The organism is Pseudomonas sp. AC193, assembly GCF_979258075.1.
Map to the genome: position 1 here is coordinate 4335748 of NZ_OZ409832.1, position 26177 is coordinate 4361924.

The 26177-nt window shown below is 59.0% G+C and carries 27 protein-coding genes; 12 read left to right on the forward strand and 15 right to left on the reverse strand.

Annotated elements, in window-relative coordinates; translation table 11 throughout:
• Window positions 1-175 precede the first annotated feature (175 nt).
• Together ACZZ0D_RS19635 and ACZZ0D_RS19640 are read right to left on the reverse strand one after the other, a co-directional pair.
• Window positions 176-658 carry a glutathione peroxidase gene (locus ACZZ0D_RS19635; protein ID WP_463554064.1) on the reverse strand — a complete coding sequence of 161 codons (483 nt, stop codon included), beginning with the start codon at window positions 656-658 and terminating at the stop codon, window positions 176-178.
• A gap of 122 nt (window positions 659-780) precedes the next feature.
• Window positions 781-1266, reverse strand: a complete 486-nt coding sequence (locus ACZZ0D_RS19640; protein WP_053117141.1) for an FKBP-type peptidyl-prolyl cis-trans isomerase — start codon at window positions 1264-1266, stop codon at window positions 781-783.
• Here ACZZ0D_RS19640 and ACZZ0D_RS19645 point away from each other — a divergent pair.
• From ACZZ0D_RS19645 to ACZZ0D_RS19655, 3 genes are read left to right on the forward strand one after another with little or no spacing between them, the layout of a single operon-like run.
• Window positions 1235-1561, forward strand: a complete 327-nt coding sequence (locus tag ACZZ0D_RS19645) for a DUF3565 domain-containing protein (protein ID WP_082341397.1) — start codon at window positions 1235-1237, stop codon at window positions 1559-1561. The two genes, ACZZ0D_RS19640 and ACZZ0D_RS19645, sit on opposite strands and share 32 nt — an antisense overlap.
• Before the next feature lie 60 nt (window positions 1562-1621).
• The gene (pta, locus tag ACZZ0D_RS19650; protein WP_463554065.1) at window positions 1622-3721 is read left to right on the forward strand and encodes a phosphate acetyltransferase; all 2100 of its coding nucleotides are present in this window, start codon (window positions 1622-1624) and stop codon (window positions 3719-3721) included.
• Window positions 3722-4627 (forward strand): acyltransferase, encoded by a 906-nt coding sequence (locus ACZZ0D_RS19655; protein WP_463554066.1) that lies wholly within the window; start codon window positions 3722-3724, stop codon window positions 4625-4627.
• Window positions 4628-4799: 172 nt separating this feature from the next.
• Here the strand turns inward: ACZZ0D_RS19655 and cysN are convergent, their stop codons facing one another.
• The 3 genes from cysN to ACZZ0D_RS19670 all read right to left on the reverse strand — a co-directional run bounded on the left by cysN (window position 4800) and on the right by ACZZ0D_RS19670 (window position 8620).
• Entirely contained in the window at window positions 4800-6698 is a 1899-nt protein-coding gene (cysN, locus tag ACZZ0D_RS19660) for a sulfate adenylyltransferase subunit CysN (RefSeq protein WP_463554067.1), read from the reverse strand.
• Between the two features lie 9 nt (window positions 6699-6707).
• Complete coding sequence (cysD, locus tag ACZZ0D_RS19665) at window positions 6708-7625, reverse strand: sulfate adenylyltransferase subunit CysD (protein WP_008085033.1); 918 nt, start codon at window positions 7623-7625, stop codon at window positions 6708-6710.
• Window positions 7626-7861: 236 nt separating this feature from the next.
• Window positions 7862-8620 carry a Nif3-like dinuclear metal center hexameric protein gene (locus tag ACZZ0D_RS19670; protein WP_053117132.1) on the reverse strand — a complete coding sequence of 253 codons (759 nt, stop codon included), beginning with the start codon at window positions 8618-8620 and terminating at the stop codon, window positions 7862-7864.
• A 103-nt stretch (window positions 8621-8723) separates the two neighbouring features.
• On the opposite strand from ACZZ0D_RS19670, the gene algW reads away from it, so the two are divergent.
• The 3 genes from algW (at window position 8724) to ACZZ0D_RS19685 (ending at window position 12807) form a co-directional block, all read left to right on the forward strand.
• Window positions 8724-9881: a Do family serine endopeptidase AlgW gene (algW, locus tag ACZZ0D_RS19675; protein ID WP_463554068.1), complete on the forward strand. Its 1158-nt coding sequence runs from the start codon at window positions 8724-8726 to the stop codon at window positions 9879-9881.
• Window positions 9882-9969: 88 nt separating this feature from the next.
• Window positions 9970-12075 (forward strand): TonB-dependent siderophore receptor, encoded by a 2106-nt coding sequence (locus tag ACZZ0D_RS19680; RefSeq protein WP_463554069.1) that lies wholly within the window; start codon window positions 9970-9972, stop codon window positions 12073-12075.
• A gap of 12 nt (window positions 12076-12087) precedes the next feature.
• The gene (locus tag ACZZ0D_RS19685; RefSeq protein ID WP_463554070.1) at window positions 12088-12807 is read left to right on the forward strand and encodes a DUF4198 domain-containing protein; all 720 of its coding nucleotides are present in this window, start codon (window positions 12088-12090) and stop codon (window positions 12805-12807) included.
• Window positions 12808-12926: 119 nt separating this feature from the next.
• Here the strand turns inward: ACZZ0D_RS19685 and hisC are convergent, their stop codons facing one another.
• The 10 genes from hisC to ACZZ0D_RS19735 all read right to left on the reverse strand — a co-directional run bounded on the left by hisC (window position 12927) and on the right by ACZZ0D_RS19735 (window position 20872).
• Entirely contained in the window at window positions 12927-13979 is a 1053-nt protein-coding gene (gene hisC, locus ACZZ0D_RS19690; RefSeq protein WP_212549712.1) for a histidinol-phosphate transaminase, read from the reverse strand.
• Between the two features lie 2 nt (window positions 13980-13981).
• Window positions 13982-15307 carry a histidinol dehydrogenase gene (gene hisD, locus ACZZ0D_RS19695; RefSeq protein WP_463554071.1) on the reverse strand — a complete coding sequence of 442 codons (1326 nt, stop codon included), beginning with the start codon at window positions 15305-15307 and terminating at the stop codon, window positions 13982-13984.
• A gap of 125 nt (window positions 15308-15432) precedes the next feature.
• Window positions 15433-16068 carry an ATP phosphoribosyltransferase gene (gene hisG, locus ACZZ0D_RS19700; protein WP_053117119.1) on the reverse strand — a complete coding sequence of 212 codons (636 nt, stop codon included), beginning with the start codon at window positions 16066-16068 and terminating at the stop codon, window positions 15433-15435.
• A 127-nt stretch (window positions 16069-16195) separates the two neighbouring features.
• Window positions 16196-17461 carry a UDP-N-acetylglucosamine 1-carboxyvinyltransferase gene (murA, locus tag ACZZ0D_RS19705; RefSeq protein ID WP_053117117.1) on the reverse strand — a complete coding sequence of 422 codons (1266 nt, stop codon included), beginning with the start codon at window positions 17459-17461 and terminating at the stop codon, window positions 16196-16198.
• Window positions 17462-17483: 22 nt separating this feature from the next.
• Window positions 17484-17723 (reverse strand): BolA family protein, encoded by a 240-nt coding sequence (locus ACZZ0D_RS19710; RefSeq protein ID WP_007912386.1) that lies wholly within the window; start codon window positions 17721-17723, stop codon window positions 17484-17486.
• Between the two features lie 115 nt (window positions 17724-17838).
• On the reverse strand, window positions 17839-18144 hold the full coding sequence (locus tag ACZZ0D_RS19715) for an STAS domain-containing protein (protein ID WP_212549714.1): 306 nt from the start codon (window positions 18142-18144) through the stop codon (window positions 17839-17841).
• The gene (locus tag ACZZ0D_RS19720; protein ID WP_053117113.1) at window positions 18141-18788 is read right to left on the reverse strand and encodes an MlaC/ttg2D family ABC transporter substrate-binding protein; all 648 of its coding nucleotides are present in this window, start codon (window positions 18786-18788) and stop codon (window positions 18141-18143) included. Before ACZZ0D_RS19720 ends, ACZZ0D_RS19715 begins: the two co-directional genes overlap by 4 nt.
• A 10-nt stretch (window positions 18789-18798) precedes the next feature.
• Window positions 18799-19266 (reverse strand): outer membrane lipid asymmetry maintenance protein MlaD, encoded by a 468-nt coding sequence (gene mlaD, locus ACZZ0D_RS19725; protein WP_053117111.1) that lies wholly within the window; start codon window positions 19264-19266, stop codon window positions 18799-18801.
• Window positions 19266-20063: a lipid asymmetry maintenance ABC transporter permease subunit MlaE gene (gene mlaE, locus ACZZ0D_RS19730; RefSeq protein ID WP_053117109.1), complete on the reverse strand. Its 798-nt coding sequence runs from the start codon at window positions 20061-20063 to the stop codon at window positions 19266-19268. The genes mlaD and mlaE overlap by 1 nt, the downstream gene beginning before the upstream one ends.
• Window positions 20063-20872, reverse strand: coding sequence for an ATP-binding cassette domain-containing protein (locus ACZZ0D_RS19735; RefSeq protein ID WP_159812156.1), 810 nt, complete (start codon window positions 20870-20872; stop codon window positions 20063-20065). Before ACZZ0D_RS19735 ends, mlaE begins: the two co-directional genes overlap by 1 nt.
• Before the next feature lie 275 nt (window positions 20873-21147).
• Between ACZZ0D_RS19735 and ACZZ0D_RS19740 the strand changes: the two genes are divergently transcribed.
• From ACZZ0D_RS19740 to ACZZ0D_RS19765, 6 genes are all read left to right on the forward strand, one after another.
• Window positions 21148-22122 carry a KpsF/GutQ family sugar-phosphate isomerase gene (locus ACZZ0D_RS19740; RefSeq protein ID WP_053117105.1) on the forward strand — a complete coding sequence of 325 codons (975 nt, stop codon included), beginning with the start codon at window positions 21148-21150 and terminating at the stop codon, window positions 22120-22122.
• Window positions 22122-22646, forward strand: coding sequence for a KdsC family phosphatase (locus ACZZ0D_RS19745; RefSeq protein WP_339449878.1), 525 nt, complete (start codon window positions 22122-22124; stop codon window positions 22644-22646). The genes ACZZ0D_RS19740 and ACZZ0D_RS19745 overlap by 1 nt, the downstream gene beginning before the upstream one ends.
• Before the next feature lie 8 nt (window positions 22647-22654).
• On the forward strand, window positions 22655-23227 hold the full coding sequence (gene lptC / locus ACZZ0D_RS19750) for an LPS export ABC transporter periplasmic protein LptC (protein WP_053117101.1): 573 nt from the start codon (window positions 22655-22657) through the stop codon (window positions 23225-23227).
• Window positions 23214-23759: a lipopolysaccharide transport periplasmic protein LptA gene (gene lptA, locus ACZZ0D_RS19755; RefSeq protein ID WP_053117099.1), complete on the forward strand. Its 546-nt coding sequence runs from the start codon at window positions 23214-23216 to the stop codon at window positions 23757-23759. The genes lptC and lptA overlap by 14 nt, the downstream gene beginning before the upstream one ends.
• Window positions 23759-24484, forward strand: a complete 726-nt coding sequence (gene lptB / locus ACZZ0D_RS19760) for an LPS export ABC transporter ATP-binding protein (RefSeq protein ID WP_053117097.1) — start codon at window positions 23759-23761, stop codon at window positions 24482-24484. The genes lptA and lptB overlap by 1 nt, the downstream gene beginning before the upstream one ends.
• A gap of 186 nt (window positions 24485-24670) precedes the next feature.
• Window positions 24671-26161, forward strand: a complete 1491-nt coding sequence (locus tag ACZZ0D_RS19765; RefSeq protein ID WP_053117096.1) for an RNA polymerase factor sigma-54 — start codon at window positions 24671-24673, stop codon at window positions 26159-26161.
• Window positions 26162-26177 lie beyond the last annotated feature (16 nt).

Genomic DNA, 26177 nt, shown 5'->3' on the forward strand with positions numbered 1-26177 from the left:
ACTTTATGACGGCGATAATATGGAGAGCCGAAGCCGTTGAACAGCATTATTGATTTCGGTGATTAAGGATCAAAAGACGCAAAGCAAAAGATCGCAGCCTTCGGCAGCTCCTACATGGAATTTTTAGGTCACCTGTAGGAGCTGCCGAAGGCTGCGATCTTTTGATCTTGCTTGATCAGCTCAGCGCTTTTTCAATCGCATGAACAATGGTCGGATCATCCGGCGCCGTACGCGGCGAAAACCGCGCCAACACCCGGCCGTCCTTGCCGAGCAGAAACTTCTCGAAATTCCAGGTGATGTCACCGGGAAACTCCGCGCCCTCGCCCGCCAGCAGACGGTAGAGCTGATGCCGTTCGTGACCGTTGACTTCGAGCTTGCTCGACAACGGAAACGTCACGCCATAGTTGAGGCTGCAGAAATCCTGAATGTCCTTTTCAGAACCGGGTTCCTGACCGGCAAACTGGTTGCACGGCAGGCCCAGCACGCTGAAGCCTTTGCCTTTGAACTGCTGATAGAGGTTTTCCAGCGCCGCATACTGGGGGGTCAAGCCGCATTTGGAGGCGACGTTGACCACCAGCACGACTTGGCCCTTGAAAGGCGCCAGCGGTAGCTCCTGACCATTCAGGGCTGTCAACTTAAGGTCGTGAAAAGCACTCATGACGAACTCCAAGATTCCCGTGTTCTACTCGAAACAGCCACTTGGCGAGACCACCAAGGACAGCCGCGGACTAAAAAGGCGCCCGCAGGCGCCTCTCCAGTACTCGAAGCTTAGCGCAGAAATCAGTGGTGATGGCCACCTTCGCCATGGACGTGACCATGAGCGATTTCTTCCTGGCTGGCATCACGGATGTCAACGATCTTCACTTTGAAGTTCAGACGCTGGCCGGCCAACGGGTGGTTGCCGTCAACGGTCACGTCGTCGCCGTCGAGGTCACGGATGGTGACGATTTGCATCTGGCCGTCCGGCGCCGAAGCGTGGAACTGCATGCCGACTTCCAGCTCGTCAACGCCTTCGAACATGCTGCGGCTCAGGGTGCTGACCAGCTCAGCGGCGTATTCGCCGTAAGCGTCTTCCGGTTCAACGGAAACGTCCAGCTCGTCACCAACGGTTTTGCCTTCCAGAGCTTTTTCCAGGCCCGGGATGATGTTGCCTGCGCCTTGCAGGTAGACCAGCGGAGCGCCGCCGGCGGAGCTGTCGATGACCTCACCAGCGTCGTTGGTCAGGGTATAGTCGATGGAGACAGCCTTATTGGCGGCGATCAGCATGGGGCGAGACCTTTTGCATAAGAATATAGAAAGGCCAAGTTTAGCGAAGCAATCGCGCGAAAGCGAACACAACCCGGACAAACGGGTTTCAACGATCACAGGCTTCCATCAAGACGAAGAGGGCCATTGGGTGGCCGAGCTTTCCTGTGGCCACACCCAGCACCTGCGCCATCAGCCGCCATGGCAAACCCGGGCGTGGGTACTCGACCCGGCGCAACGTATTGAAAAAATAGGCCAACCCTTTGCCTGCGGTTGGTGCGCACAAGGCTCGGTTAGCGATAACCTTGGCGACTGAATTTCGGTAGTCAGCCAGACATAAGCTGACACCATTGCCATGCAACTTTAGAGAATTCGCATGCAAACTTTTTTTATCGCACCCACCGATTTTGGCGTGGGTCTGACCTCCATCAGCCTCGGGCTGGTGCGCACGCTGGAGCGAGCGGGCCTGAAAGTCGGGTTCTTCAAACCGATTGCCCAGCCGCACCCGGGCGACACCGGCCCTGAGCGTTCCACCGAACTGGTGGCGCGCACCCACGGCCTGAAACCGCCGCAACCGCTGGGCCTCGCTCACGTTGAGCGGATGCTCGGCGACGGTCAGCTCGATGAGTTGCTCGAAGAAATCATCACCCTTTATCAGCAAGCCGCCGTCGGCAAAGACGTGCTGGTCGTCGAAGGCATGGTGCCGACCCGCAGCGCCAGTTACGCCGCACGGGTCAATCTGCATTTGGCCAAGAGCCTCGACGCCGAAGTGATTCTGGTCTCCGCGCCGGAAAACGAAGTGCTCGCCGAACTCTCCGGGCGTGTCGAATTACAGGCGCAATTGTTCGGCGGGCCGAAAGACCCGAAAGTCCTCGGCGTGATCCTCAACAAGGTCAAAACCGACGAAAGCATGGACGCCTTCGCCGCGCGCCTGAAGGAACATTCGCCGTTGCTGCGCAGCGGTGATTTCCGCTTGCTCGGCTGCATTCCGTATCAACCAGAACTCAACGCCCCGCGCACTCGCGACGTTGCCGATCTGATGGGCGCGCAGGTGCTCAACGCCGGTGATTACGAAACCCGGCGGATGACCAAAATCATCATTTGCGCGCGCACCATGCGCAACACCGTCGAGCTGCTCAAGCCCGGCGTGCTGGTGGTGACGCCGGGCGATCGCGACGACATCATCCTCGCCGTCAGCCTCGCCGCGATCAACGGTGTGCCACTGGCCGGGCTGTTGCTGACCAGCGACACCCTGCCCGACCCGCGCATCATGGATCTCTGCCGTGGCGCGTTGCAGGCCGGTCTGCCGGTGTTGTCGGTGAGCACTGGCTCCTACGACACCGCCAATCTGCTCAACGGTTTGAACAAGGAAATCCCCATTGATGACCGCGAGCGTGCGGAGATCATCACTGACTTCGTCGCCAGCCACCTCGACGCCAAATGGCTGCACCAGCGCTGTGGCACGCCTCGGGAAATGCGCCTGTCGCCAGCGGTGTTCCGTTATCAATTGATTCAGCGTGCGCAGGCAGCGAACAAGCGCATCGTCCTGCCTGAAGGCAGCGAGCCGTTCACTGTGCAAGCGGCGGCGATCTGTCAGGAACGCGGGATCGCCCGTTGCGTGTTGCTGGCGAAACCGGAAGACGTCGAAGCCGTCGCCCGCGCCCAAGGCATCACATTGCCGCCGGGGCTGGAGATTCTTGATCCGGATCTGATCCGCGAACGCTACGTCGAGCCGATGGTGGCCCTGCGCAAAACCAAAAGCCTTAATGCGCCGATGGCCGAGCAGCAACTGGAAGACACCGTGGTGATCGGTACCATGATGTTGGCGCTGGATGAAGTCGACGGCTTGGTCTCGGGCGTGATCAACACCACCGCCAACACCATCCGCCCTGCGTTGCAGCTGATCAAAACGGCACCGGGCTGCACGCTGGTGTCGTCGGTGTTCTTCATGCTCTTCCCGGAGGAAGTGCTGGTCTACGGTGACTGCGTGATGAACCCGCACCCAAGTGCCACCGAGCTGGCCGAAATTGCCTTGCAAAGCGCCGATTCGGCCGCGGCGTTCGGCATCACCCCGCGCGTGGCGATGATCAGTTACTCCAGCGGCGAATCGGCCACTGGCGAGGAAGTCGAAAAAGTCCGCGAGGCCACCTTGCTCGCCCACGAGCAACAGCACACGCTGCTGATCGACGGCCCGCTGCAATACGATGCTGCGGCCAACGCTGAAGTCGCCCGGCAACTGGCGCCGAACAGTCAGGTCGCCGGTCGCGCCACGGTGTTTGTGTTCCCTGACCTGAACACCGGCAACACTACGCACAAAGCCGTGCAACGCAGCGCCGATTGCGTCAGCCTCGGGCCGATGCTGCAAGGCCTGCGCAAACCGGTGAACGATTTGCCGCGCGGCGCGCAAGTCGATGACATCGTCTACACCATCGCCCTCACCGCGATTCAAGCCGCCAACCGACCTATGGATGTGTAAATGCTGGATTTTCTACCTGCACCCGTGCGCGGTGTGATCGCCTCGCTGCTGTTGGCGCTCAACACGATTCTGCTCTGCTCGTTTCTGTTTTGCGTGGCGCTGGTCAAGGCGTTGCCGTTTGCCTTCACCCAGCGCATCGCCGGTTGGCTGATGAGCCACACCCATGAAGCGTGGATCAGCAACAACAAAGGCTGGATGAACCTGGTGCGCCGCACGCGCTGGCACCTCAGCGGCTTGCAAGGCCTCGACTATCAGCACTCGTATCTGATCACCAGCAACCACCAGAGCTGGGTCGATATTCTGGTGCTGCAATACGTGCTCAACCGTCGGATTCAGCCGCTGAAATTCTTCCTCAAGCAGGAGCTGATCTGGGTGCCGGTGATTGGTCTGGCGTGGTGGGCGCTGGGCTTTCCATTCATGAAGCGCTACTCCAAGGCGTACCTGGCCAAGCACCCGGAGAAGAAAGGCAAAGACCTCGAAACTACGCGTAAAACCTGCGCGAAATTTCGCAATAATCCGGTGGGGATTTTCAACTTCGTCGAGGGCACGCGGTTTACCGAGGGCAAGCATGCGCAGCAGCAATCGCCGTTCAAATATCTGCTCAAGCCGAAGGCTGGCGGCATCGCGTTTGTACTGGATGCGATGGGCGAACAACTGGAGTCGATCGTTAACGTGACGATTCACTACCCGGCCGGGCGTCCGGGGTTCTGGGATTTGCTCTGCGGCAATGTGCGCGACGTGGTGGTGCATTTTGAAGAGCTGAAGATTCCGCAGCAATTCATTGGCAAGAATTACGATCAGGACGGCGAGTATCGTTTGCAGTTTCAGGGCTGGATCAATCAGCTGTGGCTGGACAAGGATGCGCTGCTGGAACAGATGCACCGCGAATATCCAGCCAAACACTGAACCCATGTGGGAGCGGGCTTGCTCGCGAATGCGGAGGATCAGTCAGCATCAATGTGAACTGACACACCGCCTTCGCGAGCAAGCCCGCTCCCACAGTTTTGACCGAGTTGGCTCCAATAAAAAAGCCCGCCGATGATCACTCATCGGCGGGCTTTTTATTTGTCGCTAACGCTTAGATCGCGCCACGCTGACGCAGCAGATCCAGCACTTGCTTGACGCCTTCTTCCAGACTCAGCGTCTGCGTGTCGATCACCAGATCGGCATTCAGCGGCACGTCGTACGGGAAGGATTCGCCCGGGATGTTGTCGCCACCGGCGGCATACAGACCTTGCGGATCACGCTCGGCGCACACGGCCGGCGAGGCCTGTACGTAGACCGTCAGCAGACGATCCTTGCCGATCAGGTCCTTGGCCTGCTCGCGACCTTCAGCGCTTGGCGCGACAAACGCAGCCAACGTCACCAGACCCGCTTCGTTGAACTGACGCGCCACGTGTGCGGCACGACGCCAGTTCTCCGTGCGGCCGATACGATCCTGTGGCAGACCTTTGTTCAGGTCCTGACGCAGGTTCTGACCATCCAGCACAAACACCGCACGGCCCATGTCGAACAGCTTGCGCTCGACCGCATAAGCCAGCGTGCTTTTGCCCGCGCCCGACAGACCGCTGAACAGCACGGTGGCCGGTTGCTGGCCGAAGCGCTGAGCACGTTCTTCAGTCGCAACATGCGCCAGTTTGCCGTGGTGCGTGGCAGTGCCATGCGTCACTGGCTGCGCGACGATCATGCCGGCGCCGACGGTGCCGTTGGTCAGGCGATCGATGATGATGAACGCGCCGGTGGTGCGGTTGCTTTCGTAACCGTCGAGGGCGATTGGCGCATCAAGCGCAATCTTCACCTTGCCGATTTCGTTGAGCTGCAACGCGCTCGCCGGGCCTTCTTCCAGGGTGTTCACATCAACCTTGTTAACGATGCTGGCAATCGAGCCCGGCACGTAACTGGTGGCGCGTTTGATGTCGTATTTCTTGCCCGGCAGCATCGGCTCTTCAGCCATCCACACCAGCATCGCTTCGAAACTGTCGGTGACTGGCGGGACGTTGTCGGCATGCACCAACAGGTCGCCACGGGAGATGTCGATTTCGTCTTCCATGGTCAGCGTCACTGCCTGACCTGAACCGGCGTGTTCCAGCTCACCTTCGAAGGTGACGATGGATTTCACGCGGCTGCTCTTGCCCGACGGCAGCACCACGACTTCGTCACCCTTGTGCACGATGCCGCTGGCCAGCGTGCCGGCGAAACCACGGAAGTTCAGGTTCGGACGGTTGACGTACTGCACCGGGAAACGCAGATCGGTGAAGTTGCGGTCGCCCGCGACTTCCACGGTCTCGAGGATTTCCATCAGCGACTGGCCTGTGTACCAAGGCGAGCGCTCGGACTTGTTCACCACGTTGTCGCCTTTGAGGGCAGACATCGGCACGAAGTGCATGCTGGTCGGCTTCATCTTCAAGCCTTCAGCGAACTTCAGGTAGTCGGCCTTGATCGACTCGAACACACCTTCATCGAAGCCTTTCAAATCCATCTTGTTGATGGCGACGACGATGTGTTTGATCCCCAACAGGGAAGCAATGAAGCTGTGGCGACGGGTCTGGGTCTGCACGCCGTAACGCGCGTCGACCAGGATGATCGCCAGGTCACAGGTAGAGGCACCGGTGGCCATGTTGCGGGTGTACTGCTCATGGCCGGGGGTGTCGGCGATGATGAATTTGCGTTTCGCGGTGGAGAAATAGCGGTAAGCAACATCAATGGTGATGCCCTGCTCACGCTCGGCCTGCAGACCGTCAACCAGCAATGCCAGGTCGATGTCGTCACCGGTGGTGCCGACTTTCTTCGAATCGCGGGTAATCGCTTCGAGGTGATCTTCGTAGATCATTTTCGAGTCGTGCAGCAAGCGCCCGATCAGGGTGCTCTTGCCGTCATCGACGTTACCGCAAGTCAAAAAGCGCAGCAGCTCTTTACGTTCGTGCTGGCCCAGGTAGGCGAGGATGTCCTCGCTGATCAAATCAGATACGTGCGACATGACAACCCCTTAGAAATAACCCTGACGTTTTTTGTCTTCCATCGAGCCGGCGCCATCGTGGTCGATGACACGGCCCTGGCGCTCGGAAGTTCGCGTCAGGAGCATTTCTTGAATGATGTCCGTCAGCGTTTCGGCTTCGGACTCCACGGCGCCCGTCAACGGGTAGCAGCCAAGGGTGCGGAAACGCACTTTCTTTTTGACGATGCGCGCTTTGTCTTCGTCGGACAGGTGCTCGAGGATGCGCTCGTCGTCGATCATGATCAGCGTGCCGTTCTTCTCGATCACTTCGCGTTCGGCGGCGAAGTACAGCGGCACAATCGGGATGCCTTCGAGGTAGATGTACTGCCAGATGTCCAGTTCGGTCCAGTTCGACAGAGGGAATACACGGATGGATTCGCCCTTGTTGACCTTGCCGTTGTAGACGTTCCACAGTTCTGGACGCTGGTTTTTCGGATCCCAGCGATGCTTGCTGTCGCGGAACGAGTACACGCGCTCTTTGGCGCGGGATTTCTCTTCATCGCGACGGGCGCCGCCGAAGGCTGCGTCGAAACCATGTTTGTCGAGTGCCTGTTTCAGGCCTTCGGTTTTCATGATGTCGGTGTGCTTGGCGCTGCCGTGGGTGAACGGGTTGATGTTCTGCGCCACGCCATCGGGGTTGATGTGGGTGATCAAGTCCAGGCCCAGTTCTTCGACCATCTTGTCGCGGAACTTGTACATCTCCTGGAATTTCCAGCGGGTGTCGACGTGCATCACCGGAAACGGCAGCTTGCCCGGGAAGAACGCCTTGCGTGCCAGATGCAGCATCACGGCGGAGTCTTTACCGATGGAGTACAGCATCACCGGGTTATCGAACTCGGCGGCCACCTCGCGGATGATGTGGATGCTTTCCGCCTCCAGCTGTTTCAGATGCGTCAGTTTGTCGACCATGGCTACTCACGAAAACTTTCTTATGAACGGCCAGCGGGCCGTGTTCGAGCGGGGAATCCTAGCACAGCGACCTTCTTCTAATCAGGACGCGGGCTAGAACGAAAGAGCATATGAATATGCCTCACAGTTCGGCCAACCCGCCCCTGTAGGAGCTGCCGAAGGCTGCGATCTTTTGATCTTTAAAAACAAGATCAAAAGATCGCAGCCTTCGGCAACTCCTACAGAGGTCGTGTCAGTCAGATCGGGTTGGGGATGTCGATGAAGATGTGTTCGAGGGCGAAGCGTTTTGCCAGGTAATCGCCCAGTGCCTGCACGCCGTAGCGTTCGGTGGCGTGGTGGCCGGCGGCGATGAAGCTGATGTCGTTTTCGCGCGCGCTGTGGAAAGTCTGCTCGGACGCTTCGCCACTGAGGAACAAATCGACGCCCGCCGCGACGCCGTGATCGATGTAGCCTTGGCCACCGCCAGTGCACCAGCCGACCCGACGAATCATCGGGTTGCCTTCAATCAGCAGCGGCTCACGGCCCATGACTTCCTGCACTTTGCGGGCGAAGTCGCGGGCGGTCATCGGGTCTTTCAACGAGCCGACCAGGCCGACGATTTTCAGGTTATCCGGATCCAGCGGCCCTTCCACCGTGATGTCCAACTGACGCGCCAGTTGCACGTTATTGCCCACGTCCGGGTGCAGATCCAGCGGCAAGTGATAGGCGAGCAAGCTGATGTCGTGCTTGAGCAGCGTCTTCAACCGGCGCTGTTTCATGCCGGTGATGCACGGGTTTTCGCCCTTCCAGAAGTAACCGTGATGCACCAGCACCAGATCCGCCCCGGCCTCAACGGCAGCGTCGAGCAAGGCCTGACTGGCGGTGACGCCGCTGACAATGCGCATCACCTGCGGCCGGCCTTCGACCTGCAAGCCGTTGGGGCAATAATCGGCGATTTTCGCACTGCCAAGGTAACGGTCGGCTTCTTCGACGAGGGTGCTGAGGGCAACGGCCATGAAAGACTCCTAAATATCCCGTTCAGAGGCACGCGCGGCCTCGTATAATGCGCGACATTATGGGCGGTCTGACCCCGCCTGCAACTTTTCCAGGACGTGCTTAATGTTCAAGGCGCTGCGTTTTATGGGCTGGCCGCTGTTGGCCGGTGTGCTTATCGCTCTGTTGATTATTCAGCGTTACCCGCAATGGGTCGGGCTGCCGAGCCTCGACGTCAACCTGCAACAGGCCCCGCAAACCACCAGCGTGCAGCAGGGCCCGGTGTCCTATGCCGACGCGGTGACCATCGCGGCGCCGTCGGTGGTCAACCTCTACACCACCAAAGTCATCAACAAGCCGAACCATCCGCTGTTCGAAGACCCGCAGTTCCGCCGCTTCTTCGGTGACAACTCGCCGAAGCAAAAGCGTATGGAATCGAGCCTCGGCTCCGGCGTGATCATGAGCCCGGAAGGCTACATTCTGACCAACAACCACGTGACCAGCGGCGCCGACCAAATTGTCGTCGCCTTGAAGGACGGTCGCGAAACCCTCGCCCGGGTGATCGGCAGCGACCCGGAAACCGATCTGGCCGTCCTCAAGATCGACCTGAAAAGCCTGCCAGCCATCACCGTCGGTCGCTCCGACAACATCCGCATCGGCGACGTCGCGCTGGCCATCGGCAACCCGTTCGGCGTCGGCCAGACCGTGACCATGGGCATCATCAGCGCCACCGGGCGTAATCAGTTGGGCCTGAACAACTACGAAGACTTCATCCAGACCGACGCGGCGATCAACCCGGGCAACTCCGGTGGTGCGCTGGTCGATGCCAACGGCAATCTGACCGGCATCAACACGGCAATTTTCTCCAAGTCCGGCGGCTCGCAGGGCATCGGTTTTGCCATTCCGGTGAAACTGGCGATGGAAGTGATGAAGTCGATCATCGAGCACGGTCAGGTGATCCGTGGCTGGCTGGGCATTGAAGTGCAGCCACTGACCCAGGAACTGGCCGAGTCGTTTGGCTTGTCCGGGCGCCCGGGGATTGTCGTCGCGGGGATCTTCCGCGATGGCCCGGCACAGAAGGCCGGCCTGCAATTGGGTGACGTGATCCTGAGCATTGATGGCGAGCCAGCCGGGGATGGTCGTCGCTCGATGAACCAGGTTGCGCGGATCAAACCGACTGACAAGGTGACGATTCAGGTGATGCGTAACGGCAAAGAGTTGAAGCTCACCGCTGAAATCGGCCTGCGTCCACCACCAGCGCCAGTGCAGGAAAAAGAAGAGTAAAACTTTTTTCGCGCCAGGCGCGCGAATAAAAGACATTCTCAAAAGTCATGTTATATTGTTTCAATTTCAGAAATTGGAACAACATAACATGTCGTCTCGTACAAAGGCCTCCCTGCTCGGCCTGAGCCTCGGTTTGCTGGTTGATCCGGCCTTCGCCGAAGAACCGCAACCCCTCGAACTCGACGCCATCAGCGTCATCTCCGATTACGAATCGCCGACCGGCCCGGTCAAGGGTTATCGCACCACGCGTTCGTCCAGCGCGACCAAAACCGACACGGCGATTCGTGATATCCCGCAAGCAATCAGCGTAGTACCCGCCAGCGTGCTCAAGGATCTGGGCAGCAGCAGTGTTGAGCGCGCATTGGATTTTGCTGGCGGCGTGTCGAAGCAGAACAACTTCGGTGGCCTGACGCTTTACGAGTACAGCGTGCGCGGTTTCACCACCTCTGAGTTCTACAAGGACGGTTTCACCGCCAATCGCGGTTACCCGAGCACGCCGGATGCGGCCAACATCGAGCGCATTGAGGTGCTCAAAGGCCCGGCCGCCAGCCTCTATGGTCGAGGCGATCCGGGTGGCACGGTGAACATCGTCACCAAGAAACCGCAGCCCGAAGCCTTTACCACGCTGCAAACCAGCGCCGGCAGTTGGGATCGCTATCGCACTGCGCTGGACGTCAACACGCCGCTGGATGATCAGGGCGATGTGCTCTCGCGGATCAACCTCGCGGTCGAGGACAACAACAGTTTTCGCGACCACGTCGACAGCAAGCGCGTGTTCGTCGCGCCTTCGATCAGTTGGCAATTGAACCCGGACACGTCGCTGTTGGTGGAAAGCGAAATCGTCCGCCACAGCTCCACGTTTGATCGCGGCATCGTTGCGCCGAACAACACATGGAGCGGCGTGTCGCGCTCGACCTTCCTCGGTGAGCCCAACGACGGCAACATCGACAACCACAACAACCTGCTGCAAGCGACCCTCGAACATCACCTCAACGACAGCTGGAAGTTGCGCTTGGCCAGTCATTACAAGGACGGCAAACTCTGGGGCTTCGCTTCGGAAGCGCGTCCGCTGAATGCCGACGGCCACACCGTCAACCGCCGCTATCGCGAGCGCGACACCAACTGGCACGACAGCATTACCCAACTGGAGCTGCGTGGCCTGTTCGACCTCGGCCCTTGGCAACACGAACTGCTGATCGGCACCGAATACGAAAACTTCCGCAAGAACGAGCGCGTCACCACGATTGCTGGCGGCCCCTACGCGATCGACATCTACAACCCGATCTACGGCCAGCCGAAACCCAACGGTGCACGTTCGGGCACGGATACGTTCGAACACGTCGAAAGCCATGCGCTGAACCTGCAGGATCAAATCATCTTCACCGACAAACTGCGCGGGATGATCGGTGCGCGTTTCGAACATTTCGATCAACACATCGACGATCACAGCCGCAACGCAACAAGCAACCAACGGCATGACGCCCTCACCCAACGCGCCGGCCTGCTCTATCAACTGACGCCGCAAACCGGTCTGTTCGCCAACGCCTCGACCTCGTTCAAACCGAACAATGGCCTCGACGCGTCCGGTAAATCCTTCGACCCGGAAGAAGGCGTCGGCTACGAAGTCGGCATCAAGAACGAGCTGTTCGACGAGCGCCTGAGCAGCACCCTCGCCTTCTTCCACATCGACAAGGAAAACGTCCTCGCCCTCGACCCGGGCACCGACACCAGCCGCGCGATGGGCAAGGCGCGCAGTCGCGGCTTCGATTGGCAAGTCACCGGGCAAGTCACCGATGCCGTGCGGGTGATCGGTGCCTTCGCTTATATCGACGCCGAAGTCACCCAGGGTGACGCGGTGATTCCCACCGGCAGCCGCATCCTCGGCGTGGCCAAACGCAGTGGCAGTCTGCTCGGGGTGTATGAGTTTCAGGATGGCCGTTTGCGCGGCTCGGACGTTGGCGCCGCGTTCACCTATGTCGGCGACCGTTCCGGTGAATCCGGCAGCGATTTTGAATTGCCGGCCTATCGCACCGTCGACCTGCTGGCCCACTACAAGGCCAGCGATAACGTCACCGTCGGCCTGAACCTGAACAACCTCTTCGACGAAAAATACTACGAGCGCTCGTACAGCAATTACTGGGTCAACCCCGGCGAGCCGCGCAATTTCACCGTCAGCCTGACACTCAATCTGTAAAAGGACGTCAACATGCAATACGGCAAAACCCTCGTGCTCATCGCCGCCCTGTTCGCCGGCCAAGTCTCGGCTCATGGCCTGTGGACCGAACAACGGCGCGGCAATATCGAAGTGATCTACGGCCATGGCGCCGAAGACAACGCGTTCAAGGCGCAGAAAATCAGCGGCGCCTGGGCTTATGACGCGGGCGGCAAGATGATTCCGGTCAGCGTTGAGCGACTCGCCGATCACGCACGTTTGAAACCGCTGAAGTCGCCTGCGGTGATGGCCGTGGCGCTGAATAACGGCATGTGGTCGCAGACGGCTGACAAGAAGTGGATAAATGAAGGCCGCAGCAAAGTACCGGGCGCTGTCGAGGCGACGGAGACGTTTAAATACAGTCTGGCGATTTATCAGCCGGGGGCGAAGTTGCCGAAGCTGGATCAGATCAAGCTGCTGATTGTGCCGGAGGTTGATCCACTGACGGTGGGGCCGGGGAAATCATTGCCGGTGCGGGTGTTGCTGGATGGCAAACCGGCGGCGGCGGTGAAGTTGATTGGCGACTATCGCAATGCGCCGAACACGTTGAGCGCCGAGACGGATAAGGATGGCCGGGCGCAGGTATTGGTGAGAAATGAAGGGCTGAATGTGATTGCGGCGCAGGTTGAGGTGCCAGTCAAGGACAGTGCTGATGTGAACAGTCGCGGCTTGTTCAGCTCACTGACCTTCCTTGGCGAACCACATCACGAGTAACCACCACAAATCCCCTGTAGGAGTGAGCCTGCTCGCGATTGCGGTGTGTCATTCAACTCACATGTTGAATGCTGAAACGCATCGCGAGCAGGCTCACTCCTACAGGGTGCAGCGGTGGTTTAAAGCTCGCCCAGACCGTCGATCAGCGCCTGATTCTGCTCCGGCGTGCCAATCGAAATCCGCAGGAACTGCGCAATCCGCTCCTGCTTGAAGTGCCGCACAATCACGCCCTGCTCGCGCAATTTAGCCGCCAGCCCCGCCGCATCATGCTGCGGATGCCGCGCAAAGATGAAGTTCGCCGCCGACGGCAACACCTCAAAACCCTTGGCCTGCAACTGAGCGATCACCCACTCGCGGCTCTCGATCACCAACCGGCAGGTCTTGTCGAAATACTCGCGATCTTCGAACGCGGCAGCAGCACCGACAATCGCCAGACGATCCAGCGGATAGGAATTGAAGCTGTTCTTGATCCGCTCCAGCGCCTCGATCAAGTCCGGATGCCCCACCGCCAGACCCACGCGCAAACCGGCCAGCGAGCGCGATTTGGACAGGGTCTGCGTCACCAGCAGATTCGGATAACGATCGACCAGACTGATCGCCGTCTCGCCGCCGAAGTCGATGTACGCCTCATCAACAACCACCACAGAATCCGGGCTGGCCTTGAGGATTTGCTCGACCGCTTCCAGCGCCAGCAGGCAACCGGTCGGGGCGTTCGGGTTAGGGAAAATGATCCCGCCGTTCGGCTTGGCATAGTCAGCCGGGTCGATCTGGAACTGCGCGTCCAGCGGCACCGCATCAAACTTGATGCCGTACAAACCGCAGTAAACCGGATAGAAGCTGTAGCTGATGTCCGGGAACAGCAGCGGCTGATCGTGTTGCAGCAGACCGTGGAAAATGTGCGCGAGCACTTCATCCGAACCGTTGCCGAGGAACACCTGATTGCTCTGTACGCCGTAGTAGTTGGCGACAGCGGTTTTCAGCAGATCGCTGTTCGGATCCGGGTACAGACGCAGGTTGTCATTCAGCTCGACCTGCATCGCCGCCAAGGCTTTTGGCGATGGCCCGTACGGGTTTTCGTTGGTGTTGAGCTTGACCAGTTTGGTCAGCTTCGGTTGTTCGCCCGGCACGTACGGCACCAGATCTTTAACGAACGGGCTCCAGAATTTACTCATGTTCAGTTCCCCTTCGATTCGTCTTTGATGCGGTATTCGGCGCTGCGCGCGTGGGCGCTCAGCGATTCGCCACGGGCCAGAATCGACGCAGTCTTGCCCAGTTCAGAGGCACCGGCCTCGGAGCAGAAGATGATCGACGAACGTTTCTGGAAGTCATACACACCCAGCGGCGACGAAAACCGCGCGGTGCCGGAGGTCGGCAATACGTGGTTCGGGCCCGCGCAGTAATCGCCCAGCGCTTCGGAGGTGTGACGGCCCATAAAGATCGCGCCAGCGTGGCGGATCTGCGGCAACCAGGCTTGCGGATCAGCGACCGACAACTCCAAGTGTTCCGGGGCGATGCGGTTGGCGACTTCGATGGCTTGGGCCATGTCCTTCACCTGAATCAACGCACCACGGCCATTGATCGAGGTTTCGATGATGGTCGCGCGATCCATGGTCGGCAGCAGTTTGTCGATGCTCGCGGCGACCTTGTCGAGGAACTCGGCGTCCGGGCTGACCAGAATCGCCTGCGCGTCTTCGTCGTGCTCGGCTTGCGAGAACAGATCCATGGCGATCCAGTCGGGATCGGTCTGGCCGTCGCACACCACGAGGATTTCCGAAGGGCCGGCAATCATGTCGATGCCAACCTGACCGAACACGTGGCGCTTGGCCGTGGCGACATAGATGTTGCCCGGGCCAACCACCTTGTCGACTTTCGGCACGCTTTCGGTGCCATAAGCCAAGGCAGCAACGGCTTGCGCGCCGCCGATGGTGAACACGCGGTCGACGCCGGCGATGCAGGCGGCGGCCAACACCAACTCGTTGATCTCACCGCGCGGGGTCGGCACGACCATGACCACTTCGGTCACGCCAGCCACTTTGGCCGGAATCGCGTTCATCAATACAGAGGATGGGTACGACGCCTTGCCACCCGGCACGTACAGACCGGCGCGATCCAGCGGCGTGACCTTCTGGCCCAGCACGGTGCCGTCAGCCTCGGTATAGCTCCAGGAATCCTGCTTCTGTTTTTCGTGGTAGCTGCGCACGCGGGCGGCGGCTTTTTCCAGTGCTTCGCGCTGCGGCACGGTGATGCGCGTCAGCGCCAGTTCCAGACGCTCGCGCGGCAGGATCAGGTCGGCCATCGACGCGACTTCGAGGCCGTCGAACTTCTGGGTGAACTCGACCAGCGCCGCGTCACCGCGCTCGCGCACAGCTTTGATGATGTCCAGCACCCGCTGATTGACCGAGTCGTCAGACACACTTTCCCAGCTCAGCAGATGATCCAGATGATGCGCGAAATCCGGGTCAGCAGCGTTGAGTCGGCGAATTGCAGTCGTTGCGGTCATAGCGAGAGCCTCATAGGAATGGCAAAAACTCAGGCGCCCTAACTTAGCAGTCGTTTCCGCTTGGGCACCTGAGATTCTGGCTATGAGGCGGATAGACGGGCGCGACTTAACGTCGCGCAGGTGAATCAGCCGCGGTGTCGAGACTCCACTGCATTGCGCAGGGTGTCGATCAACGCCTGGATTCGGGCGTGTTGCATTTTCATCGAAGCCTTGTTGACCACCAGGCGCGAGCTGATCGTGGCGATCAGTTCCTGAGGTTCCAGACCGTTGGCGCGCAGGGTGTTGCCGGTGTCGACGACGTCGATGATCTTGTCGGCGAGACCAATCAGCGGTGCCAGCTCCATCGAGCCGTAAAGCTTGATGATGTCGACCTGACGGCCCTGCTCGGCGTAGTAACGCTTGGCGACGTTGACGAACTTGGTCGCCACGCGCAGTCGGCCCTTGGGCTCTGGCGCACCGATCTTGCCGGCGGTCATCAGTTTGCACTGCGCGATTTGCAGATCCAGTGGCTCGTACAGGCCCTGGCCGGTGTATTCCATCAACACGTCTTTACCGGCGACGCCGAGGTCGGCCGCGCCATGCTCGACATAGGTCGGCACGTCAGTGGCGCGCACGATCAGCAGACGTACGTCTGGCTGAGTCGTAGGAATAATCAGCTTGCGGCTCTTGTCCGGATTCTCGGTCGGCACGATGCCCGCTTCGGCGAGAAGCGGCAGGGTGTCGTCAAGGATGCGGCCCTTGGACAGTGCGATGGTCAACATGGGAAACGTCAGTCCTTATCAAGGTACTCATGCCCGGTCGCAATCGGCGCCGGACACACATCGAGCCGGAAACCGGCTCGACTCAAAACGAATTCAACGGACACGTCCCTGTGTCCACGTGCAGCAATCAGCCCGGAACGCGACGGATCTTGGCGCCCAGCATCTGCAGTTTTTCTTCGATGCACTCGTAACCACGGTCGATGTGGTAGATGCGGTCGATCAGGGTGTCGCCTTCAGCAACCAGAGCCGAGATCACCAGGCTGGCCGAAGCACGCAGGTCGGTGGCCATGACTGGCGCGCCCTTGAGGACTTCAGTACCGGTAACGATGGCAGTGTTGCCTTCGACCTGGATCTTGGCGCCCATGCGGTGCAGTTCGTATACGTGCATGAAACGGTTTTCGAAGATCGTCTCGATCACCGCACCAGTGCCTTCGGCAATGGCGTTGAGCGAGATGAACTGTGCCTGCATGTCAGTCGGGAAAGCCGGGTACGGCGCGGTGCGCACGTTCACGGCTTTCGGACGTTTGCCGTGCATGTTCAGCTCGATCCAGTCTTCACCGCAGGTGATTTCTGCGCCGGCTTCACGGAGTTTATCCAGAACGGCTTCGAGGATGGTCGGATCGGTGTCCTTGACCTTGACGCGGCCACCGGTCACGGCAGCAGCGACCAGGTAGGTGCCGGTTTCGATACGGTCAGGCATCACTTTGTAGAAGCACGAACCCAGACGCTCAACGCCATCAATGGTGATGGTGTCGGTGCCGGCGCCGGAAACCTTGGCGCCCATGGCGTTGAGGAAGTTCGCCAGGTCAACTACTTCAGGTTCGCGAGCGGCGTTCTGCAACACGCTGCGGCCTTTGGCCAGAGCAGCGGCCATCATGATGTTCTCGGTACCGGTCACACTGACGGTATCGAAGAAGAAGCTTGCACCGCGCAGGCCACCTTCAGGCGCCTTGGCCTTGATGTAGCCGCCTTCGACGTCGATGACTGCGCCCATGGCTTCAAGACCACGGATGTGCAGGTCGACCGGACGCGAACCAATGGCGCAACCGCCAGGCAGTGCGACTTCGGCTTCACCGAAACGGGCAACCATCGGACCCAGTACCAGAATCGACGCACGCATGGTTTTCACCAGTTCGTACGGGGCGATCAGGGTCTTAATGGTGCGCGGGTCAATTTCGACGCTGAGTTTCTCGTCGATCACCGGCTCAATGCCCATGCGACCGAACAGCTCGATCATGGTGGTGATGTCGTGCAGATGCGGCAGGTTGCCAACGGTCACCGGGCCATCGCACAGCAGCGTGGCAGCCAGGATCGGCAGGGCAGAGTTCTTTGCCCCGGAAATGCGGATCTCGCCATCAAGACGAGCGCCACCGGTAATAATCAATTTATCCATAAGAATCTCGACGCCCTTAGGCTCAGGTGCGCTCGGCCCAGGCCGCGCTGCTGAAAAATTTCATAGTGACCGCATGGATGCTGCCATCGGTGATCCATGGGTTCAAATGGGCATAGATCTGCTGCTGACGCTTCACCGGGCTCAACGCCGCCAGTTCATCGCTAATCACGTTCAGCTGGAAATTGCAGCCTTCGCCCTCAACTTCTACCAACGTTCCGGGCAGCTTTCCTTCAAGGAAGCTCTTCACTTCTACGGCCTGCATGCTCAACCTCAATCGGCGCCCTGTGCGCACGGGTCGGACATCATACAAAAAAGCCCCGCGCCTGCGAACCCCGCATGGCAGGACTCTGACGGGGGGCTTCTTTATAGATGCGGGTTCAGGGATGCGCCAACAGCTCGGTCAGTTCGCTGACCTGAGCGATTTCGCGCATGTCTTCGGGCATTGCGCGGATGCTCACAGCCTTGCCGGCCGCTTGCGCATCGCGCATGAAGCACAGCAGCAACGACAGGCCGACGCTGCTGGACTTCTTCACTGCCGAACAATCGATGACCAGCGCTGACGCCTTGCTGGACTTGATCAACGCCTGCCCTTCCTTTCGCAAGTCAGGGCCGGTGCGGTAATCCAGCACTCCGCTGAGCAATAGCTCGTCGACATCACTCATACGAACTGCTGCCTCATTCATTGCGCTGGGTTCTTTTCGGTGGATTCCTTGGCCTTGGCCACTTCACCCGCCCAACCGTTGATGGTCTTGTCGAGGTCGTTGCCATTGCGCTGCATCGCGTCAGCGAACTGGTCACGGAACAGTTTGCCAATGTTGATGCCGTTGATGATCACGTTGCGCAGCTTCCACTCGCCGTTGATCTTCTCCAGCGTGTATTGCACTGGATAGATCGCGCCGCTGCTGCCTTTTACAACCATGCCAACACTGGTGCGATCGCCCGACTCATCCTTGGCAGGATCGACGGTAATGCCCTGGTTGTTGTATTCAAGCAGAGCGTTGCCGTAGAACTGGAACAGACCTTTCTTGAAGTTTTCTTCGAAGGTCTTCATCTGCGCAGGGGTGGCCTTGCGCGAATACTTGACCGTCATGATGCTTTTGGAGATGCCCTCGGCGTCCACTACCGGCCCGACGATGGTGTTGAGCGCGGTGTAGAAATCGCTCGGATCCTGCTTGTACTTTTCTTTGTTGGCAGCCAGGTCGGCCAGCAACCGGGTGGTTGTGTCCTGAACCAGATCATGTGCCGAAGTCGCAGCAGCAACGGCATTACCCATCAACGGCAGGGCCGCGAGTAATACCAACAGACTGCGTCGCAAGATAGAGATCATTCAAAGCTCCTCATTTGGCATCTTTGCTAACGGTATTGAGCAGGAATTTACCGATCAGGTCTTCCAGTACCAGAGACGACTGCGTGTCGTGGATGGTTCCACCATCTGTCAGCGGCTTGTCTTCGCCACCGACGCTGATACCGATGTACTTCTCTCCCAGCAGACCCGCGGTCAGGATAGACGCTGTGGAGTCAGTCGGCAGGTTGTCGACCTTTTTATCCACTTGCAGGGTCACCCGACCGGTGAAGCTGTCGCGATCCAGATCGATCGCCGTGACCTTGCCGATGGTTACACCGGCCATGGTCACTTTGGCTCTGACCGTCAAACCGGCGATATTGTCAAAGTAGGCATAAAGTTTATACGTGTCGGTGGTCGATGTCGGAGACAGACCACTGACGCGCAGTGCAAGCAGCAGCAAAGCCAGGATCCCTGCCAGCAGGAACAGGCCGACACCGATTTCCAGGGTGCGGTTTTGCATCAGAAATCTCCAAACATCAAAGCGGTCAGAATAAAGTCCAGGCCGAGCACTGCCAGCGAGGCAAATACCACGGTCTTGGTGGTGGCACGACTGATCCCCTCGGAAGTGGGCTCGCAGTCATAGCCTTGGAATACGGCGATCCAGGTGACGACAAAGGCAAAAACTACACTCTTGATGACGCCATTGAGCACATCGCTGGTGAAGTTGACGCTGTTTTGCATGTTCGCCCAGTAGGAACCTTCATACACGCCCAACCAGTCGACAGCCACCCACGAACCGCCCCAGATACCCACCACGCTGAAAATCATCGCCAGCACCGGCAGGGAAATGAAGCCGGCCCACAGGCGCGGGGCAATGATGTACTTGAGTGGGTCGACGCCGATCATTTCCAGGCTGGACAGCTGTTCGGTGGACTTCATGTTGCCGATTTCTGCAGTCAGCGCAGAACCGGCACGCCCGGCGAACAGTAGAGCAGTGACGACCGGGCCGAGTTCACGCAACAACGTCAGCGCAACCATCTGCCCGACCGCCTGCTCCGAACCGTAGCTCGACAGAATGCTGAAGCCCTGCAGCGCCAGCACCATGCCGATGAAAATCCCGGAAACAACAATGATCACCAGCGACATCACGCCGACTGAATGCAGCTGTTTGACCAGCAGGCCGAAGCCGCCGCTGATACCGCCACGCCCCAGCAAGGCATGAAACAGGAACAACGTTGCCCGACCGAACACCGCGATGGCGTCGATCGCAGCTGCGCCGAAACGGCGTACGCGTTCTATTAATGAAAGTCTGCGCATCAACGCTTCCCCAGAAGATCTGCGCGGTAATCCGTCGCTGGAAAGTGGTACGCCACCGGGCCATCCGGGTTGCCGGTCATGAATTGACGGATACGCGGCTCGTCCGAGTTCATCAACTCGTCCGGCGTGCCCTGCCCCAACACCTGACCATCACCGACGACATATATGTAGTCGGCGATGCTCGCGGTCTCGGCCAGATCGTGGGAAACCACGATACTGGTGATCCCCAGCGCATCGTTAAGCAGACGGATCAGGCGCACCAACACGCCCATGGCGATCGGATCCTGACCGACGAACGGTTCGTCATACATGAGAATCTGTGGATCGAGGGCAATGGCGCGGGCCAATGCAACACGACGTTTCATGCCACCGGACAGCTCATCGGGCATCAGCTCGATGGCGCCGCGCAAACCCACCGCCTGCAATTTGAGCAGGACGATGTCGCGGATCATTTCTTCCGGCAACTCGGTATGAACGCGCAGGGGGAAAGCGACGTTCTCGAAAACATCGAGATCGGTGAACAGGGCGCCACTTTGAAACAGCACACCCATGTGCTTGCGCGCGTCGAACAGATCGCTGCGCGAAAGCTTCGGCAGGTTCTGACCGTTGACCCAGACCTCACCGCTGGTTGGACGCAATTGTGCGCCCATCAACCGCAGCAGCGTGGTCTTGCCACACCCGGAAGGCCCCATGATGCCGGTGACCTTGCCGCGCGGGATACGGATATCGACGTTATTGAAAATGCTGCGCGCACCGCGCTTGAAGGAGACTCCCTTCAGCTCGACCGCGTAGGCGTTATCGGCACTCATCTAAACTCCTTGCGATGCAGCCTCTCACTCGGACGCCAGGCTTTCCTGGAAAAGCACATACATCCCGGGCAGGCCGAACTGGCGGCGAACTATATCACTGCAAAGGGCGCGCGCCCAAGGCTTGTGCCGGGCCGTGTTCAACGATATGACAGGGTTACAGACGCTTTTTCGGGCTTTTAGTTACGGCGAATGACAAAGCACGACGAACTTGCGTGAGGCTTTGCCACATAACCGCTATAATCGCCGCCTTTTCATCGGGCTATACGATTTCTGACATGAGCCAAACCAGCGACCTGATTCAATCGGCACAACGCACCATCCGCCTCGAAGTGGAAGCCGTTCAAGGCTTGCTGCCCCATATCGACGCCGATTTCGTACGCGCTTGCGAGATGATTCTGGCCAGTAAAGGCCGTGTAGTCGTGGTCGGCATGGGCAAATCCGGGCACATCGGCAACAAGATTGCCGCCACCCTGGCCAGCACCGGCACCCCTGCATTCTTCGTACACCCGGCCGAAGCCAGCCACGGCGACATGGGCATGATCACTCGTGATGACGTGATTCTGGCCCTGTCCAATTCGGGCTCGACCAACGAGATCGTCACCCTGCTGCCGTTGATCAAACGTCTGGGCATCCAGTTGATCAGCGTCACCGGCAATCCACAATCGCCGCTGGCCAAGGCTGCCGAGGTCAATCTCAACGTTCACGTCGAGCACGAAGCCTGCCCGCTCAACCTGGCACCGACCTCGTCGACGACGGCTGCATTGGTTATGGGCGATGCCCTGGCGGTGGCGCTGCTCGAAGCTCGCGGTTTTACCGCTGAAGATTTCGCGTTTTCCCATCCTGGTGGCGCATTGGGCCGTCGTCTGTTGCTGAAAGTCGAAAACGTCATGCACGCCGGCCAGGAGCTGCCGCAAGTACAACGCGGCACCCTGCTCAAAGACGCCTTGATGGAAATGACCCGCAAGGGTCTGGGCATGACCGCCATTGTTGAAGCCGACGGCAAACTGGCCGGGATCTTCACCGACGGTGATTTGCGCCGCACGCTGGATCGCAGCATCGACATCCGCAGCGCGACCATCGACCAGGTGATGACCGCTCACGGCAAAACCGCCCGGCCCGACATGCTCGCCGCCGAAGCGCTGAAAATCATGGAAGACCACCGAATCAACGCATTGGTAGTCGTCGATGAGGATGATCGCCCGATTGGCGCCTTCAACCTCTCCGATCTGCTGCGCGCAGGAGTCATGTAATGAGCAACGATCTGCTGCAACGCGGCAAAGCGATCAAACTGGCGGTGTTCGACGTCGATGGCGTCCTCACCGATGGCCGCCTGTACTTCCTTGAAGACGGCAGCGAATTCAAGACGTTTAACACCCTCGACGGTCAGGGCATCAAAATGTTGATGAACGCTGGCGTGCAAACCGCCATCATCAGCGGTCGAAAGACACCAGTGGTTGAACGTCGGGCGAAAAATCTGGGCATCCCGCACCTTTTTCAGGGGCGTGAAGACAAATTGGTGGTTCTCGACGGTCTACTTGAACAACTGGGCCTAAGCTATGAACAGGTCGCCTACCTCGGTGACGACCTTCCTGACCTGCCGGTGATCCGCCGCGTAGGCCTGGGCATGGCGGTTGCCAACGCTGCTGATTTCGTCCGCGAAAACGCCCATGGCGTGACCCGGGCCCGAGGCGGCGAAGGTGCTGCCCGTGAATTCTGCGAATTGATCCTGCGCGCCCAGGGCCGCCTCGATGCGGCCAACGCCGCGTACCTGTGAGCCAAACCATGTTCAGCAAAAAATTTCGCACCTTCCTGCTGTTTGGCTGCATCGCTGCGCTGTTTGCTGCGGTCGGCTACTGGAACATCAGCCCGGAACGCTTTCTCGACAAGCCGCCAGTGACGACCGAGGAAAACCCGATCGACTGGTACGCGACCAACACGCACACTCTGCAATACCTGCCGGATGGCGGCGTGCAATATGAAATGACGTCGGACAAAGCCGAGCACGTCAAGGCGACCGACATCGTTCTGGTCACCAAACCCGACCTGAACATGTACCGCGGCACTGACTTTCCGTGGCACGTGACCAGCGAGCGCGGCGAAGTGAATCCGGGCGGTACACAAGTAGAATTGATTGACTCGGTGCGTATCAAACGCACTGACGAACAAAACCGCGACCTGCTGGTCACTTCCACGCGCATGACCGTGTTCCCTCAGGAGCAATATGCGCAGACCGAGCAACCCGTTAGAATCGACGGCGCTGGCGGTGTATCAACCGGCGTTGGCATGAAAGCGTACCTGAAGGAAAGCAGGATACACCTGCTATCGAACGTAAGAGGACAGTATGAGGCTCGTTAAAACCCTCCCTATTTTGCTCAGTCTGGGCGCAGCACTGGGAAGCGTGAGCGCCTGGGCTCTGCCGAACGATCAGCAGCAACCTATCCGTATTCAGGCCGACGACGCCCAACTGGACGACAAGAACGGCATCGCCACCTATAAAGGTGATGTGATCATCACCCAGGGTTCGATGATCGTTAAAGGCAATACGGTGACTATCACCCGCACGCCAGCCGGCGATATCGACGTTGTAACGTCGGTGGGTAACCTTGCCTACTTCGAGCAACTGCAAACCCAGGGTGACGCCAAGCCTGTACAGGGCTGGGGCGTGACGATTCAGTACCACGCCGCGCAAAACCGCGTCGTGCTGATCGACAAGGCCAAGGTCGTCGACAAGGACAACAACACGACTCAGGGCGAGAAAATCGTCTATGACACCGTGAAGAAACTGGCCAGCGCCGGTCGCGCTACCGGCAGCAAAGTCACCGAATCGCGTCCGCGTATCGACATGGTGATCCAGCCGAAGAAGAAAACCGACGAGAAGACCCAGTAATGGCAACTCTGAAAGCTCAGCACCTGGCCAAGGCCTATAAAAGCCGCCAGGTCGTGCGTGATGTCAGCCTGTCGATCGACAGCGGCCAGATTGTTGGTTTGCTCGGCCCGAACGGTGCCGGTAAAACCACCTGCTTCTACATGATCGTGGGTTTGGTACAGGCCGATCAGGGCCGTGTGCTGATCGACGATCTGGACGTCAGCCACCAGCCAATGCACGGTCGTGCCAAGGCCGGTATCGGCTATCTGCCGCAAGAAGCGTCGATCTTCCGCAAACTGTCGGTGGCCGACAACATCATGGCCATCCTCGAGACCCGTCAGGAACTCGACAAGGCCGGTCGCCGCAAAGAGCTGGAAAGCCTGTTGCAGGAATTCCACATCACCCACATCCGCGACAACCTCGGCATGAGCCTGTCCGGTGGTGAACGCCGCCGGGTGGAAATCGCTCGCGCGCTGGCCACCGCACCAAAATTCATCCTGCTCGACGAACCGTTCGCCGGTGTCGACCCGATCTCGGTCGGCGACATCAAGCAGATCATCCACCACCTCAAGGCCAAGGGCATCGGTGTTCTGATCACCGACCACAACGTCCGCGAGACGCTGGATATCTGCGAAACCGCTTACATCGTCAACGACGGTCAACTGATCGCCGAAGGTGACGCCGAAACCATCCTGGCCAACGAACTGGTCAAGGAAGTGTATCTGGGTCACGAGTTCCGCCTGTAAGCGTCACAGTGCCCGGTGCGCAGCCGGAGTGCTGTATCGATTCAAGCTGGATTTAATACGCTTAATTGTTACAGCGCTCTAGGCAAACACTTCAGTTTCAGGCATATAATTTGCTTAAGTTTGGCGCTTCGGCGCCCTGTAGTGGATGGCGCATAGCGCCGGCGAATAAGGTGTTAAGCCCCTGCCATGAAACCATCGCTAGTCTTGAGAATGGGCCAGCAGCTGACGATGACACCGCAGCTGCAACAGGCCATCCGCCTGCTCCAATTGTCGACCCTGGATCTGCAACAGGAAATCCAGGAGGCTCTGGAATCCAATCCGATGCTCGAACGCCAGGAAGAAGGCGACGACTTCGACAACTCGGATCCCATGGCCGACAACGCCGAACAGAAGCCCACCGAGATCCAGGAACCTTCCTATCAGGAAGCCGCACCGACCGTCGATAACCTCGAAGACGGCGAATGGAACGAACGAATCCCCAACGAACTTCCGGTCGACACTGCCTGGGAAGACGTTTACCAGACCAGCGCCAGCAGCCTGCCCAGCAGCGATGATGACGAGTGGGATTTCACCACCCGCACCTCCGCCGGCGAAAGCCTGCAAAGCCACTTGCTGTGGCAACTCAACCTCGCACCGATGTCCGACACCGATCGCCTGATCGCCGTGACCCTGATCGATTGCATCAACAATCAGGGCTACCTGGACGAAACCCTCGAAGAAATTCTCGAGGCGTTCGATCCGGAACTGGACATCGAACTGGACGAGATCGAAGCCGTCCTGCACCGCATCCAGCAATTTGAACCGGCCGGTATCGGCGCGCGCAACCTCAGCGAATGCCTGCTGCTGCAATTGCGTCAGCTGTCGGCCAAGACGCCTTGGCTGGCGGAAGCCAAACGTCTGGTCAGCGATTACATCGATCTGCTCGGCAGCCGTGATTACAGCCAGTTGATGCGCCGTATGAAGCTCAAGGAAGACGAGCTGCGCCAGGTCATCGAACTGGTACAAAGCCTCAACCCGCGTCCGGGCTCGCAGATCGAATCCACCGAAGCCGAATACGTCGTCCCTGACGTCATCGTGCGCAAGGACAACGAGCGCTGGCTGGTCGAGCTGAATCAGGAATCGATGCCACGCCTGCGGGTCAACGCGCAGTACGCCGGTTTTGTGCGTCGTGCCGACACCAGCGCCGACAACACCTTCATGCGCAATCAGTTGCAGGAAGCCCGCTGGTTCATCAAGAGCCTGCAGAGCCGCAACGAAACCCTGATGAAAGTTGCCACCCAGATCGTCGAGCATCAGCGCGGTTTTCTGGAGTACGGCGACGAAGCCATGAAGCCGTTGGTGCTGCACGACATCGCCGAAGCAGTCGGCATGCACGAATCAACGATTTCCCGGGTGACCACGCAGAAATTCATGCATACCCCGCGCGGTATTTATGAACTGAAATACTTTTTCTCCAGCCACGTCAGCACCTCCGAAGGCGGTGAATGCTCGTCCACGGCGATCCGCGCGATCATCAAAAAACTGGTTGCCGCGGAAAATCAGAAAAAGCCGTTGAGTGACAGCAAGATCGCTGGTTTACTGGAGGCACAAGGCATTCAGGTGGCTCGCCGCACCGTCGCCAAGTACCGCGAATCCCTCGGGATCGCGCCTTCGAGCGAACGCAAGCGGTTGATGTAAGCCACGTTACAGCGTT